This is a genomic window from Nocardia inohanensis NBRC 100128 (genome assembly GCF_001612945.1).
Taxonomy (GTDB): Bacteria; Actinomycetota; Actinomycetes; order Mycobacteriales; family Mycobacteriaceae; genus Nocardia; species Nocardia inohanensis.
Map to the genome: position 1 here is coordinate 100,538 of NZ_BDBK01000008.1, position 14,760 is coordinate 115,297.

13 protein-coding genes and 1 riboswitch are annotated in these 14,760 nt (G+C 67.1%); of the genes, 5 read left to right on the top strand and 8 right to left on the bottom strand.

All coding sequences use genetic code 11. The annotated features are described in order from the left end of the window. Nucleotides 1-30: 30 nt before the first annotated feature. From NI1_RS16205 to NI1_RS16215, 3 genes are all read right to left on the bottom strand, one after another. Nucleotides 31-1,761 carry a type IV secretory system conjugative DNA transfer family protein gene (locus NI1_RS16205; RefSeq protein ID WP_067820856.1) on the bottom strand — a complete coding sequence of 577 codons (1,731 nt, stop codon included), beginning with the start codon at nucleotides 1,759-1,761 and terminating at the stop codon, nucleotides 31-33. Between the two features lie 437 nt (nucleotides 1,762-2,198). Then, on the bottom strand, nucleotides 2,199-3,305 hold the full coding sequence (locus NI1_RS40115) for a redoxin family protein (RefSeq protein ID WP_067820858.1): 1,107 nt from the start codon (nucleotides 3,303-3,305) through the stop codon (nucleotides 2,199-2,201). A 148-nt stretch (nucleotides 3,306-3,453) separates the two neighbouring features. Then, on the bottom strand, nucleotides 3,454-4,344 hold the full coding sequence (locus NI1_RS16215; protein ID WP_067820861.1) for a DUF2268 domain-containing putative Zn-dependent protease: 891 nt from the start codon (nucleotides 4,342-4,344) through the stop codon (nucleotides 3,454-3,456). Nucleotides 4,345-4,458: 114 nt separating this feature from the next. Continuing rightward, nucleotides 4,459-4,639: riboswitch (M-box (ykoK) riboswitch) on the top strand. Nucleotides 4,640-4,840: 201 nt separating this feature from the next. Here NI1_RS16215 and NI1_RS16220 point away from each other — a divergent pair. Genes NI1_RS16220 through NI1_RS16230 form a run of 3 tightly spaced genes read left to right on the top strand, consistent with a single transcriptional unit; the run spans nucleotide 4,841 to nucleotide 8,621 of the window. Then, entirely contained in the window at nucleotides 4,841-5,548 is a 708-nt protein-coding gene (locus NI1_RS16220) for an MgtC/SapB family protein (RefSeq protein ID WP_067820862.1), read from the top strand. After that, nucleotides 5,545-7,278 carry an ABC transporter permease gene (locus NI1_RS16225; RefSeq protein ID WP_067820865.1) on the top strand — a complete coding sequence of 578 codons (1,734 nt, stop codon included), beginning with the start codon at nucleotides 5,545-5,547 and terminating at the stop codon, nucleotides 7,276-7,278. Before NI1_RS16220 ends, NI1_RS16225 begins: the two co-directional genes overlap by 4 nt. Nucleotides 7,279-7,295: 17 nt before the next feature. Then, nucleotides 7,296-8,621, top strand: coding sequence for an ABC transporter ATP-binding protein (locus NI1_RS16230; RefSeq protein ID WP_067820868.1), 1,326 nt, complete (start codon nucleotides 7,296-7,298; stop codon nucleotides 8,619-8,621). Nucleotides 8,622-8,672: 51 nt separating this feature from the next. Here NI1_RS16230 and NI1_RS16235 read toward each other — a convergent pair whose 3' ends face one another. Next, nucleotides 8,673-9,104 carry a hypothetical protein gene (locus NI1_RS16235; protein ID WP_067820872.1) on the bottom strand — a complete coding sequence of 144 codons (432 nt, stop codon included), beginning with the start codon at nucleotides 9,102-9,104 and terminating at the stop codon, nucleotides 8,673-8,675. Between the two features lie 111 nt (nucleotides 9,105-9,215). Between NI1_RS16235 and NI1_RS16240 the strand changes: the two genes are divergently transcribed. After that, a complete protein-coding gene (locus tag NI1_RS16240; RefSeq protein ID WP_067822390.1) occupies nucleotides 9,216-10,142 on the top strand; it encodes an RpnC/YadD family protein in 927 nt (308 codons plus the stop codon). Nucleotides 10,143-10,188: 46 nt separating this feature from the next. Here NI1_RS16240 and NI1_RS16245 read toward each other — a convergent pair whose 3' ends face one another. Then, nucleotides 10,189-10,398 carry a DUF6374 family protein gene (locus NI1_RS16245; protein ID WP_067820875.1) on the bottom strand — a complete coding sequence of 70 codons (210 nt, stop codon included), beginning with the start codon at nucleotides 10,396-10,398 and terminating at the stop codon, nucleotides 10,189-10,191. Nucleotides 10,399-10,512: 114 nt separating this feature from the next. Next, nucleotides 10,513-11,436 (bottom strand): oxygenase MpaB family protein, encoded by a 924-nt coding sequence (locus tag NI1_RS16250; RefSeq protein WP_067822393.1) that lies wholly within the window; start codon nucleotides 11,434-11,436, stop codon nucleotides 10,513-10,515. Between the two features lie 107 nt (nucleotides 11,437-11,543). Here NI1_RS16250 and NI1_RS38835 point away from each other — a divergent pair, with 107 nt between their 5' ends. Continuing rightward, the gene (locus tag NI1_RS38835) at nucleotides 11,544-12,164 is read left to right on the top strand and encodes a TetR/AcrR family transcriptional regulator (protein ID WP_218026758.1); all 621 of its coding nucleotides are present in this window, start codon (nucleotides 11,544-11,546) and stop codon (nucleotides 12,162-12,164) included. Between the two features lies 1 nt (nucleotide 12,165). On the opposite strand, the gene NI1_RS16260 is transcribed toward NI1_RS38835, so the two are convergent. Together NI1_RS16260 and NI1_RS16265 are read right to left on the bottom strand one after the other, a co-directional pair. Continuing rightward, nucleotides 12,166-12,792 (bottom strand): TetR/AcrR family transcriptional regulator, encoded by a 627-nt coding sequence (locus tag NI1_RS16260; RefSeq protein ID WP_067820881.1) that lies wholly within the window; start codon nucleotides 12,790-12,792, stop codon nucleotides 12,166-12,168. A 68-nt stretch (nucleotides 12,793-12,860) separates the two neighbouring features. After that, nucleotides 12,861-14,723, bottom strand: coding sequence for a Na+/H+ antiporter (locus NI1_RS16265; protein WP_369690140.1), 1,863 nt, complete (start codon nucleotides 14,721-14,723; stop codon nucleotides 12,861-12,863). Nucleotides 14,724-14,760 lie beyond the last annotated feature (37 nt).

The following is a 14,760-nucleotide window of genomic DNA, read 5'->3' on the forward strand; positions in this document are numbered from 1 at the left end:
GTCGGGGCGCGCGCCGAGTGGCACGCGCTACTACATCGGTTTGACCTCGTCGATCGACGGCGAGCCGGGATCCGGCGGCTGATCGGGATCGATAAGCGTGGACTCTGTCCGGGCAGTGGATTCGGTGGCGGCGGTGGACTCGGTCGGGGCAGCGGACCCCGTGCGGGCAGCGGACCCTGTGCGGGCCGGAATCAGGTCGGTGAATTCGGTACGGCGCGAACCCGGTTCGTGTGCGGCGAGCGACTCGCGGACCGGGGTGGCGTAGTCGCCGTCCCACCACGGCTGGGTCCTGATGAGCGCGGGCGGGGCGCCGGCAGCGAAGAGGACGGCGCGTCCGCGTGGAAGCGCCCGCAAATCCGCCACACCGAACTCGGGGCTGCCGATACCGTCGGCGCGGTCACGCAGGAAGGCCGCGTCCTCGACGCCGGGGCCCAGCACCTTCACCGTGGCCGCCGACCACAGCTCGCTCATGCCGCCCTCGCCCCAGCAACGCACGCCCTGCGCCCAGGATTGCAGCAGTACCATCGCCGTGATGCCGTGGGCGCCGAATCGGCTGCACCGTTGCGGAAAGTCGTTCCAGCGCAGCGCGTTCGCGGCATCGTCGAAGACCGCGGTCAGCGGGACCGCGAGCTTGCCGCCGGGGGAGGCGCCGGCCCGGGTGACCGCCACCTCCAGCACCGCCTCGGCCAGAGCACCGACCAGGGGTGCGGCGGAACCGTGGCCCGGTGTCGCCACGCAGTACAGGGTGCCGAGGCTGTCGAGGAAGTCGCCTTCGTCGAAGGGAACACGATTGCCGCCCGGGGTGAGCCAGGGATGCATATCGGTGTATTGCAGGCAGCGCACCATCACCTTGGCGGTGCCGAAAATGCCGCTGCGCGTGCGCTCGTCGGTGTTGTAGATGGCCGCGACACCGGCCGCGGCGAAATTGCGGCCGTGACTGCGCAGCAACTCCACCGGTTCGCTGTCCATCGGATTGGCGATCCAATCCCACACCTGCACGATCGGACGGGAATCCAGTGAGGCGGCCAGGAACAGCCCGGCCAGCAACTCCTCACCCTCGATATCGAAGTAATCGCGCGACTCGTTGCGCAATTCCCCGTGCGCGAAATGCCCGGCCAGATGCGCGGCGCGTTTACGATCACCCGCCACCCAGGCCAGCGGATCCCAATACCAGCCCGGCTCCTCCCCGAGCCGTCCCTCCGGATCGAACACCCGCACCGGACTTCCCTTGGCGGCCCGCACATCCCGGGTGGCATCGACCAGCCGCCGGGTTCCGGTGGTGACGATGACCGCACCGATCGCATCGAGCACCGACGGAACAGCCCGGCACGCCGACTTCCCTTGCCGCGGACCCCAGATGTCGAGATGCAACTCCTCGAACGAGCCGTACAACCGTGCCCCGCCATCGACCGCGAACCCGATCGGCAATCCCGGCTGATCGTCGGCTCCGAGCCGCAACCCGTACTCGTGCGCTCGCTGCCGTGCGCCGGCCTCGGTCAACGGTCGCAGCCCCGCGCTGAACGCCAGCACCTCGGCTTTCTCGTCGACCGGCAATCGTCCTCGTAGCCGATGCCGCCGCACCAGAACCCAAACCGTCGCCAGCACCACAACCACCACTGCGGCGGCTGCGATCACCTCCGGCTTCCTCATCCAATCCGGTTGCCCAACAGCAAGTTCTGTGATCATGGCGATCGGCTTCACCAGCACATCCTCGCGCACGGTCGGCGGGCTCGGCAGCGGAACAGGGGCGGACAATCGCATGGAATCGATTGCCAGTTTTTGGGGGCCGCCTATGGCGGAAACGAAATAGTGTGGCCACTTCGCCTACCGTCCCCGACGTTGGTCCCCCAGCCGACTGCCGTTACCTCGCCTCCCGGCGTCGGCGGGGCCGTTGTCACCTTCTCGAGCGGAAAAACCAAGAACAAGAAACAGACTCATCGGTCACTGGGAAATGGTTGCGGGGTTTCACGGCGTGTCGCCGCAACCAGTTCCCACTGACCGACGGGTCTGCTACCGAGCGCCCGAAATGTGCCGATTCTTCACGCTCGAAAAGTCGACAACGGCCCCGACGACGCTGGAAGGCGAGGTAACGGCAGACGGCGGGGGGACCACAGTCGGGGACGGCACACGAAGTGGCCACACTAATTTCATTTCCGCCATAGGCGGCCCGGCGGCAGGACCCAAGAACCGAACCGTCTTCAGGAGAGCGGATGGACACGTAGCCAGTCGAGCACCTCGTCTGCGTGACGGTCAGGCGCGAACACCGGATAGAAGACATGCTCGATGCCACCGTCGCGCACGATCATCGTCAATCGCCGATACAGCCGGTCGGCACCGGCGGTGAAGGTCGGCAGGTCCAGAGCATCGGCCAGTCGCAGGCCCGGATCCGACAGCATCGCGAACGGCAGCCGCAGCCGTTCGGTCACCTCACGCTGATAGGCGGAATCCTGACTGGACAAGCCGAATACTCGATTCGCGCCCGCCGCAAGCAGATCGGAGTGATGGTCGCGGAACCCGCACGCCTGCGCGGTGCAGCCCCGCGCCCCGGGGATCTCGTTCCAGCCAACGGGCAGGTCCGTATCCGGGCGGCCGGTCAGTGGATACAAATACAAAACGGTGCGGCCCGGGCCGAGCGCAGCCAGATCGATCAAGGTGCCGTCGGTGGCCGTGTGGGACAGCGACGGCAGGCGCATCCCCGGAAGGTGGTCCGCGGCACCGTCGTCGACCGGAAGCGGCAGGCCGGGCGAGAGGGTGCACAGAGCTGCCTGTGCCGGTAGGGGTATCGGGAAATCGACTGGGGGAGTGCGCTCATCGGCCGCTCGACCCGGCTGGGCAGCAGAGTCGGCGGTGGTTCGGGGAGGCGTGGATATCGCCGAGATGTCAGTGGATCGCGCGGTCGGGATCGGGTGGGTTCGGGCGGCAGCGTGCGTGCCCGGCAGTGGCGGCGGGGTGGTCCGATATGCGGCGGCGCGCAGGCGGCGGGTCAGGGTTTCGCGGCGGGCGGTGAGGTTGTCGATCTGGGCGGTGAGATCCGCTATCGCCCTGCGATATTCGGCGAGTGAGGCCGGGCAGTCGTCGGCGTTGGGGCTGCCGTCGGCCAGGCAATCCAGGAAGGGGCGGGTGTCCTCGACGGGGATGCCGAGCCGGTTGAGGCCGCGGATCTCCTGGACCGCGCGCACATCTCGGTCGTCGTACTCGCGATACCCGTTGGCGCGCCGCGCCGGAGCCACCAGGCCGAGGGCCTCGTATCTACGGATCGCTTTGGGGCTGGCGCCGGTGAGCGCCGCGAGTTCGCCGATCTTCATGGATCGACGGTAAACCTTGTCCCCGGGGACAGGGTCAAGCGTGTGACGGAAGCCGCTGGAGGCGCGCGGCTCGCGTACGTTCGCCGACTTCAACCAGGCCGCCTCGCGTGAAAAGGTTCGGCGCTCACCGTATCCACGGCGGCAGCACTCAGATCGGCAGATGTGCCAGCGCGGTGGCGATGATCTCGCCGCTGTCGGCGTGCAGGGCTTGCGCCGCGGTGCGGCCTGTCGCCGCGAGATATGCATCGACCAGGCGGTTGCCGGCCGCATATCCCGCACCGGTCGGCAATCCCACCGGTGCGGCGCCATAGCGGCGGGCGGTCTCGTCGCCGTGCACCCACGCGGCGAAATTCGCCATGCCGGTGACATCCAAGCCCGTCAGCACCTTCTCGAAGACCGCGTCGTCGTGCAGGTGCGGGACTCCGATTCTGGTGTAACCGATTTCGTCGCCGTAGAGCTGGCGGGCGAAGGCGTCGGCCAGACCTTCGGAGATCACGTGTTCGCCGACGGTGACGGTGGCCGGATTCCACACCACCCCGCCCGGGCCGTAGCGCAGGTTGTGGGCGAGTTCGTGCACGACCGTCGACTCGAGGCGTGCCACATTTTCCGGATACGGCCACACCGTGACCACGATGTATCCCGAAATGCCGCCGTTGCCGGTCACTCCCAGCGCCGGGCCCATGAAATGGGTGTCGCCGGGATCGCCGAGCACGACGAGCACGTTGATATCGGGAACCTGAATCGAAGGTGTGGCAGCCGATTGCACCGCCAGCGCGTCATCGAGGGCGCGACGGATGCGAGTCCAGGCGTCGGCCGCGGTCAGCACGTCGAGGGCGTCCAAGCATCGGTGTTCGTCACGATCGATCGGGAATCCGGACCCCATCGCGTGCATGGCCACCGGATCCACCTCGCCCGGGAAGTAGCGGTACATCCCGGTCATCGATTCGAGCATGGCCGTCAGCAGCGCGGGGCGATCGGCGGTCGGCGCGAGCAGGATTCGGCGCATCGCCACATCGGTATCGAGCACGGTGATCGTCATGTGCGGCAACGCTAAAGGTTGCCGTAGCGGCAAAGTCAAACGAGATTGCCATGACGTAACCCGGCCCACATCGGGTTGCCATCCGCACGCCAGAGGTGTTTACTCGCAAACGCAAGGTGCCGTCGTTAGCTGAGGCTCCTTCACGGATACAGGCCGGCGATCCCGAACGTCGAGAGACGCCCCGGATCAGGACAGGTCTCCCCGGATTAAGGGGACACCCCGACCGGCTACCCACCCGAAACAGCGGGTGAGTTCACGCCGTGGAGTGCTGAAGGTCTTACGAGGAGTGGTACTCGACCCGGCGATTCCCGCCGATCCCGCTCCCTCGGCGTTCGTTGTGTGCGTGTGGAGCGGAGGTGGTTGTGATGCCTGGCGGATCAGACAAAGTTCCGTTAGCCAATCGTTCACTCGGCGACACTCCCGCAATCCGCTGCACGCTGCCCGCATCCCGGTAGCGTGCGATTTCGAGTGCGCCGACCTCTACCGGGAGGGCGTCATGACCACCTTGGAAATGCTGCTTCGCCTCGGCGCCGGCGTCGGATTGGGCGCGGTGATCGGGTTCGAGCGGCAGTATCGGGCCCGCATGGCCGGACTGCGCACCAACGCGCTGGTCGCCGCGGGCGCGACCCTGTTCGTACTACTGTCCGCGCACGGTTTCAGCGGCACCGACGCTGATCCGACACGTGTTGCGGCGCAAATCGTTTCGGGTATCGGATTCCTGGGCGCGGGTGTCATCCTGCGCGACGGGTTCAATATCCGCGGGCTCAATACCGCCGCCACGCTGTGGTGTTCGGCCGCCGTCGGCTCGCTCGCCGGCGCGGGCATGTTCAGCACCGCGGCCGCCGGGGCGTTCGTCGTGGTCGTGGTCAATACCGCGCTGCGCACCGCCGCCCGTGCGGTCGACCGGCCCATCGACGACGGGACGGCCATCGAAGCGCTGTACGCGTTCACCGCCGACACCGACGACGCGCACGAAGCGCATGTGCGGGCGCTGCTCGTACAGTCGCTGACCCGCACCGATTTCCGGCTCGTCTCCATCTCGAGTCACGACACCGACAACGGGCGCGTGCAGGTGCGCGCCGAACTGACCGGTTTGCGCCGCGACGACCGCCAGATGGAGGCCGCGGTCAGCCGTTTGAGCCTGGAACCGTCGGTGACCAGCGTCGGCTGGCGCACCGTGCCGCAGCCGGAGGTGCAGGCATGAGCGTCACGACCTTCCCGTCCCGGGGTGTGCTGGAACGGCCGCGCTCGCGCTGGGCGGATGTGGCGGTGTTCCTGGGCGCGGCCGTCCTGATCTGGCTGATCGTGCGGGTATCGGCCGGGATGAACGTGCCGTTCGACGACACCGCCACCACCGCAACCATTTCCACCGATCCCGCCGAACTGCCCTACTATGCGGCCCGGTCACTGCTGCGCATGTTCATCGCGCTCGGGGCCTCGATCCTGTTCACCTTCGTCTTCGCCACCGCCGCGGCCCGGCTGCCGCGCGCGGAGAAGGTGATGCTGCCCGCGCTCGACATCCTGCAATCGGTGCCGGTGCTGGGTTTCCTGTCGGTCACCGTCGCCGGATTCATCGCCTTGTTCCCGGGCTCCTCGCTCGGGCTGGAAGCGGCATCGATCTTCGCGATCTTCACCGCGCAAGCCTGGAACATGGCCTTCGCCTTCCACCACAGCCTGGTCTCGCAGCCACGCGAACTCGACGAAGCCGCCCGGAATCTGAGATTGTCACGCTGGCAACGCTTCTGGCGGATGGATGTGCCCTCGGGCATGTTCCCGCTGGTGTGGAACGCGATGATGAGCTTCGGTGGCGGCTGGTTCTTCCTCACCGCTTCGGAAGCGATCAGCGTCTACAACCGCGAGTACATGCTGCCCGGGATCGGATCGTATGTGGCGGTCGCGGCCGGCGACAGCGATACCCGCAAGGTCGGGCTGGCCGTGCTCACCATGATCGCGATGGTGATCGGGCTCAACATCCTGTTCTGGCGGCCGATCACGGTGTGGGCCGAACGATTCCGGGTCGAGGACACCGAAGCCGCCGACAGCCCGCGCAGCCTGGTGCTGGATCTGTTGCGGCGCAGCCACATTCCCGGATTCCTCGGCCGGATGTTCGGGCCGCTGGTGTATCCGATCGACCGGGCGATGAGCGTGTTCGGGCTCGCCGAGCATCCGCTGTATGTGCCGCGCGCACGGCGGCGGGCCGGGGATCTGGCGTTCACGGTGATCGTCGGGTCGGCGCTGGTGGTGGGCTGCTACTACATGCTGCACTACATCCACACCACCGTCGGCTTCGGCGAACTCGGGCACGCGGCCGGACTCGGAGCCGTCACGCTGCTGCGGGTGATCGTGGTGCTGATCTTCGCGACCCTGGTGTGGGTGCCGGTGGGCGTGTGGATCGGATTGAACCCCAAGGTATCCCGGCTCGCGCAGCCGGTGGTGCAGGTGCTGGCCAGCTTCCCCGCCAACTTCCTGTTCCCGCTCGTGGGCGCGATCCTGGTGGCCACCGACTCGAGCCTGCAATGGGCCGGCATCATCCTGATGGCGTTGGGCGCGCAGTGGTACATCCTGTTCAACGTCATCGCCGGCGCGTCCGCGGTCCCCAACGATCTGCGCGAAGCCGCCGCCAACCTGCGCCTGCCGCGAAACCTGTGGTGGCGCAAGCTGATCCTGCCCGCCGTATTCCCCAGCTACGTCACCGGCGCGATCACCGCCGCCGGTGGCGCCTGGAACGCCTCCATCGTCGCCGAGATCGTCACCTTCGGCTCCACCACGCTCACGGCCACCGGTCTGGGCGCCTACATCTCCGATGCCACCCGCGACGGCGACAGCCCCCGCATCCTGGTCGGCGTGCTCGTCATGAGCGCCTACGTCGTCGGCATCAACCGTGTCTTCTGGCGCCGCCTCTACGCCCTCGCGCAGCGCCGCTACTCGCTCTGAACCCAGGGAGAATTCGCATGACCTCCACCTTCACCCCCGGCGAAGTCCTCATCGATATCGACGACGTCGGCATGGCTTTCACCGGTGCCGCGGGCGAACGCCTGCACGTGCTCGACCACGTCGACCTGCAATTGCGTGACGGCGAAATCGTGGCGTTGCTGGGGCGCTCCGGTTCCGGCAAGTCCACGCTGCTGCGCGCCATCGCCGGACTCATCGCCCCCACCAGCGGGCAGGTCCGCTACCGCGGGCGCAAGCTCACCGGAACCAACGCCGGTGCGGCCCTGGTCTTTCAATCCTTCGCCTTGATGCCGTGGCTGACCGTGCAGGACAATGTCGAACTCGGCCTGGCCGCCCGCGGCATCGCCCCCGATGCCCGTCGCCGCCGCGCCCTGGAAGCCATCGACCGCATCGGTCTCGACGGCTTCGAATCGGCCTACCCCAAAGAACTCTCCGGCGGTATGCGCCAACGCGTCGGATTCGCCCGCGCACTCGTCCTGGAACCGGACCTGCTGCTGATGGACGAACCGTTCTCCGCCCTGGACGTCCTGACCGCCGAGAACCTGCGCACCGAACTGGTGAACCTGTGGTCCACCAAGGATTTCCCCACCAAATGCGTCTGCATCGTCACCCACAACATCGAAGAAGCCGTCCAACTGGCAGACCGCGTCGTCGTGCTGGGCGCCAACCCCGGCCATATCATCGCCGAGGTAGCCATCGACCAGCCCCGCCCCCGCAACCGCCGCGCCCCCGGCTTCCAACTCCTGGTAGACGAGATCTACGGCCTGCTCACCGGCCGAGACGAAGAAAAAGCCACCGCCACACCGGATTCGGGAACCCCGTTCACCATCCCACTCCCAGCCGCCTCGGTCGGCGGAGTAGCCGGCCTGCTGGAACTGGTCTGGGGCAACGACGGCCGAGCCGACCTCCCGGTAGTAGCCGACGAACTGAACTTCGAACTCGACGACCTGCTCCCACTGGTGGACGCCGCCGCCCTCCTCGGCTTCCTCACCGTCGACTCCGGAGACGTCATCCTCACCAACATCGGCACCCGCTTCGTCCACGCCGACATCCAAGCCAGCAAACAACTCTTCGCCGCCCAAGCCCGCCGCCGCGCCCCCTTGGTCCGCACCATCTGCTCAGCCCTCATCGGCAGCCCCGACGAATCCGTCCGCGCCGACTTCGTCCTGGACCTCCTAAAACGCGGCTTCTCCGACGACGACGCCCGCAAACAACTCCAAACCGCCATCGACTGGGGCCGCTACAGCGAACTCTACGACTACGACACCGACTCCGGCCGCATCACCGCCGACCCCACCGCCGACCTCCGCCCCGACCACACCTGACCGCCGACCCCATCCCGGGGCACGAAGTTGTCCAGCCGTTCCCGGGCACCTTCAAAGCTCGAAGTCGTCGGCAAGTTCGTCCCACCGAAGGCTTCGCAGACTGGGCTCTGCGTCCTCGCCTGACGGTACTTCGGGAGTGGATTGGAGCCACATGACCGTCAGCGCGGAGTAGTGCAGCACCGAATCCTTCGCGGCATCGATCGGGCGAGAGGAGAAGAATCCGATGCAGGTCACGGCGGGCAGCAGCTCGACCGGGCCGAAACTGCCCGGTGCGACGTCGGGCAGCTCTCGCACTGGCGGGATCAGATGCACAGGGAACGCTGGCCGATCCGCCCCGGCTCGTTCGAGCATGCCTGCCAGCTTGCGGTCGTTCCATCGCTGGAACGGATACCCCTCCAACATCGTGCCGTACGTCGATGACAGTCGAAGCTCCGAGAGTTGAATCGAGCGGCCGGAGGTGAGTACGACCTGCGCCAATGCCATGACAGACCACACTAGCGGCATGCATTGGCGCAACACGCCCACGAGTGGAGAAATCGGGCAGGTCCGAGCAGTTCGGGAACGGATGTTCGAATGTGTTGCTACGTTGCCGTCGTGCCGTCCATCCGTCACGAGATTCCGTTGCAGCTCTTGCGAAATCGGCCCGAGGTCGCGCCGCAGATAGCGCGAACCGTCCTCGGCTTGTCGATCCCGGACCTACCGTGTTGGCGGCCGGGGCCCGAAACGGTCACGTTGCTCTCGCCGGGTGAACTGCACCTCGATCTCGTTCTTGTCGGCACCAATGCCGACAAGCCCGAGTATGCCCTCATCCACGAGGTCCAAAACGCCTGCCGTCCAACGGAACTCGAACGTATCGCGTTGAGTTGGCCCGCCTATGTCACCCATGTCCGGCAACGATTGGGCTGCCCGGTAGTGCTGCTAGCGTTCTGTCCGGACGAAGCAACCGCCCTGAGAATTGCGACTCCGATCGAGACCGGCCACCCCGAATTCGTTTTCCAACCCCGCACGTACTGGCCGGGCATGCTGCCCGCGATCACCACCGTCGCGGAGGCGGACCGCTGGCCGGAGCTCGCGCTGCTGTCCGCGCCGGGACACCTGAGCGATGCCGAACGTCACAACGTTCTCGTCATGGTCCTCGAGGCTATGCAACATCTCCAGCCTGACCTGCGCGTCCATTACCATGACTACATCAGCAAATGCGTACCAGCCCGGTACCGAAAGGAGTGGGAGGAGCTCGTGGCCATCGCAATCGAGAACTACCACTGGGAGAGCGACTTCGCGCACGAACACCAGGCCATCGGCCGCGAGGAAGGGCGGGCGGAGGGCAGGGCGGAAGGGCGGACCGAGGCACTGGCGGCGTCCGTTTTGCGGATTCTCGATCGGCGCGGGCTCATGGTCGATGATGCGGTCCGAACACGCGTCACCGACTGCTCGGATCTCGAGCAGCTGACGCGGTGGTTGGATGCGGCGCTTGTTGTGAATTCGGCCGAAGAGATCTTCGACATCGGTAGGAGCCTGTAGTTCACGGAGCCGACGAGAGTTCGGGCACCGAGGCGGATGACGTGAGTTAGTGGGTTTGGGGCCAGGGGGTGGGCCAGGGGTTTTCGGGGTGTTCGGTTTCTTCGAGGAAGATGCGTAGGCCTTCGGAGATCTTGCCGGCGGTGGTTTCGAGTTGTTCGGGGGTGAGGGGGGTGCCGAAGGCGGCGGCGTGCAGGAGTTGGTTGCGGGCGTGGTCGAGGTTCATGGTTGCCCAGTCGCGGCGGGAGAGTTCAGGCATGCGGGGAGACTACCTCGAGTAGAACGTATGTTCGAGTGTTCGAGGGTGGGAATTTCGCGGGGGCGGGGCGTGAGTTGTGCGGTGCGCCTTGCGGTTCCGGTGGGGAGGGAGTGACTACGCGGCGCGGGTGGCGGGGGCGGCGAAGGAGTCCAGGAGGATGCTGCGGTAGAGGTCGCGGAGGCGTTCGTAGCGATAGCGGTTGTAGGCCAAGGGTTCCAGGGTGAGGCGGCGGGGGAGGTAGCGCCAGGCGGTGCCCAGGAGTGTGGTGTAGAGGGTGTATTCGAACTGGTGGCGGGGGGTCCAGTGCACGTGGAGGAGTTGTTGCATGCGGGGGTGGGCGGCGCCGGAGGAGCAGACTGTGACCGGGCGGGCGGCTAGTTTGGTTGCTGCTCGCCATAGTGGGGTGAGGGCGGGACGGGCGGCGCGGGGGACGAACAGGGCTGGTAGGGGGAGGGTTTCGAAGCTGCGGCGGGCGAATTGGAGGAATTCGTTATCTGCGAGGTGGGTGGTGGCTACTCGGTCGTAGTAGGCGCGCATCTCGGTGAGGGTTTCGGGGAGTTTGCCTCTGCTGCCGGGTAATTCGAGGTAGCCGAGTTCGGTGCGCAGGGTTTGGTAGACGATTTCTTGTTCGTCGGCGGTCAGGGTGCGGCCGCAGAGGTTCACGTATGCCTGGTGGATGGCGTTGAGGCCGCTGACGGCGACCCAGGTCCACATTTCGGGGGTCAGGGCGCTGTAGCGGGTGTCGGCGAACTCGCCCGTGCCGGTGCCGCGGACGTCGCGGTGCAGTCGCTTCAGATCCTCGCGGAACGCTTGTGCGTCAACCGGATCGGCGAAACCCATCAACGCGGTGAACGCCACGCTGCGCAGTCCGCGGTCGGTGAAATTCTCGGCGAAACGCCCCGTGCGATCCACGGCCGCCGCGATCTCGCGATAGGCGACCTGGTCGAGGGCGAGGCGGCCGAAGACCGCGGCCAGGGGCGAGCCGGTGAACCAGCGAACGTCGTCGGCCAGTGAAACCTGGTGCGGCACTGCACTCATGGTGACCATCCGGGGTGGGAAGAAGAGAGGAAATTACTCTCACGGTATGCCCGGAATCGGGTCGTGCCAAGTCACTCGACTTGAACTGTTGGCGTATCGTCACCCTGGTGAGCGTGCCGCAGGCCAGAACCCCCGGGCGGCGGGCACAACAGCGCGCCGAAGCGCGAATCGCGTTGCTGGACGCCACCATCGAGAGCCTGATCCGGCACGGTTACGCGGCCACAACCACGCGCGGCGTCGCGGAATTGGCGGGCGTCAGCCAAGGCAAACAGCAGCACTACTATCCGACCAAAGCCGAACTGGTGAAGGCCGCCGCACTGCATCTGGCACAGGTGTTCACCGAGGCCATCCGCGCCGAACCCCCCGAAGCCGACTCCGAACACGACCGCGCCATGCGCATGATCGACGCGCTGTGGCTGGCCGCGGGTCAGCCGCTGACCAACGCCCTGCTGGAGTTCGTCGCCGCCGCCCGCACCGACACCGGTATCGCCGCCACCGTCGGCGACATGCTCGAACGCATGGAAACCATGGCCTACAGCCTGTTCCGCGATATGACCCCCACCCTGGCCGCCGCCCCCGGCGCCCGCGACTGGTTGCGGATCAGCGCGAGCATCATGTGCGCCGCGGTCGCGGTGACCGCCCTGCCCGGCGGCGCACACCTCGCGGCGGGCTGGGGCAATATTCGCGAGACCATCGAAGCGGGCCTGATCCGCCTGACCGAACGCTGACCTAGCCGCGATACATGGACCGATACGCCGCGATGGTCTGCACCAGATGGTCCACGATCTGATCCCGGCTGGCCCGCAGCGTCCCGTTCAACCACGCCGAGAACATGCCCGCATTCCCGCTGGCCATGGTGACCGCCGCGACCCGCCGCTGCACCGGATCCTCGATATGGGCGAACAGATGATCCTGGATGAGCCGGGTGAACGCGGGCATCACCGCGATGGTGGTCTGCCCCAGCCCGGTCGAGGAGTACGGCTCGACCAGGAACAACCGGGACTTGCGCGGGTCTTCCAGCACCTTGTCGACCAGCGCCTCCGACAGCGCCCGATCCCGGTCGGGATCATCACCCACCGCGAACGCGGTCATCGGTTCCAGGAATTCATCGGCGATCTGCCGGTACAGCACATCCAGCAGTTCGTCTCGGCTGCTGAAGGATTCGTAGAAATACCGATCGGTCAACGCCGCCCGCCGGCACACCGCGCGCATGGTGACCGCCCCCGCCCCGGACTCCCCGATCAGATCCAGGGCGGCGTCGAGCAGCGCCGCGCGCCGCGCCTCCCGGCGTTCGGTGAGGGTGGTTCCACCCCAGATGCGGGGTTCGGCGTCGTTGGAGGGCTGGCCAGTCTGCACCGGCTCAAGGGTAGTGCCCGCGCGCGGTGCTCCGCGCACACCAGGCCCGCTGACAGGTCGCCGGGCGGCTATCCCAGCAGTTCGTCCAGGTAGCACCAGCGCCACGACTCGCCCGGTTCGACGCTGCGCATCACCGGATGCCCGGTCGAATGGAAGTGGTTGGTGGCGTGATTGCCCACCGAGGAATCGCAGCACGCCACATGCCCGCACGCCAGGCACATCCGCAGATGCACCCACACCAATCCTTCTTCCAGGCATTCCCCGCAGGCGTCGGGAGTGTCGGGCACCTTGGTGTGCGGGGCTTCGCGCAGATGCTCGCAGCCGCCGGTGGCCGGCGCGGCCAGCAGGTAGTCGTCATCGTCGGCGTCGGCTTCGGCGACCCGGTCGATGGTGGATTCCTCGAGGTCGATGGTGGCCATCACGGCCTGCAACACCTCATGTTCGACGGCCCCCGAATCCCGCACCCGCAGCAGCGTTTCGCGTTCGGCGGCCAGCATGGCCAGCCGCAGCCGCCGGTATTCGCCGCCCGGAGTGACCCGCTGGGATTCGGATCGTCCCAGCAATTCCCATGCCGTCCGAGCCCGATACACCACCCGGCTGCGCAGCGCGTCCACCACTTCCGGCGGCGTCTCCTCGACGATATTGGCCTCGAGCGCCTGCAATCCGGCGGCGGTCGCCTGTTGCAGCAGGTTCGCCTCCTGCAACAGGTCTTCGGCATGACTGGGCCCGCGCAGTTTCAGCGCCCGCACCAGCCACGGCAGCGAGATGCCTTGCAGCAGCAGGGTTCCGCCCACCACGACGACCGCCAGCAACGTCAGCGTCGCCAGCTCCGGGGTGTCCAGGGGCAGCAGCAGCGCCGCGGCCAGGGTCACCACCCCGCGCATGCCCGCCCAGGACAGCACCGCCGGACCCGTCCATGCCGGTTTGGGTTTGCCCAGCCGTTTGCCCTCGACATACCAGGCGAAATAGGTGGCCGGGAACATCCAGATCGGCCGCACCACGATCACGGTCAACAGCACCGCCGCGCAGGTGATGAGCAGCGTGGAGTGCGGCAGATCGCTGTGCCAGGCGTCTTCGACGATATGACGTACCTGCAATCCGATGAGCAGGAACACCGCGCTCTCCAGAATGAACGCGATGGTCCGCCAATTGGTGTGCTCGGCGATGCGGGAGGCCGCGCTCTGCCAGCGCGGCGCTCCGTGTCCGAGGATCAGCCCGCAGGTGACGACCGCGATCACCCCGGAGGCGTGCACCGATTCGGCCGGCAGGTAGGCGATCCACGGTGCCAGCAGCGAGACACTGGTGTCGAGCACCGGATCGTTGATGCGTTTACGCAGGAACACCAGCACGATCGCCGCGAGGGTGCCGATCAGCGCACCGCCACCGGCCGCCCCCAGGAAGTCGAGTCCGGCCTCCCAGATGGTGAAGGTGCCCGCCATGGCCGCCACCGCGGTGCGCAGGGTGACCAGCGCGGTGGCGTCGTTGAACAGGGATTCGCCCTCGAGCAGCGTGGTCATCCGCCGCGGCATGCCGACTCGGCGCGCGACCGCGGTGGCCGCGACGGCGTCCGGCGGCGCCACGATCGCCCCGATCGCCACCGCCGCCGAGAACGGCACGGGCAGCAGCCAATACACCACCCCGCCCACCGCGAACGCGGTGAACAGCACCAACCCCACCGACAGCAGCGTGATCGACACCTTCTTGGGCCGGAAGTCGACCAGCGAGGTGCGGATGGCGGTGGTGTAGAGCAGCGGCGGCAGCAGCCCGAGCAGCACCAGTTCCGGTTCGATGTCGAATTCGGGCACGAACGGCAGGTAGGAGGCGATCACCCCGGCGATGGTGAGTACGAACGGTTCCGCGATACCGAGTCGCCGGGCCAGGGCCGCCAGTGCTACCGCGGCCGCCACCAGGGCGAGAAGTCCGAACGCCACCTCCACAAGGTCATATCGTGCCAGCCGGGCCGGGCGT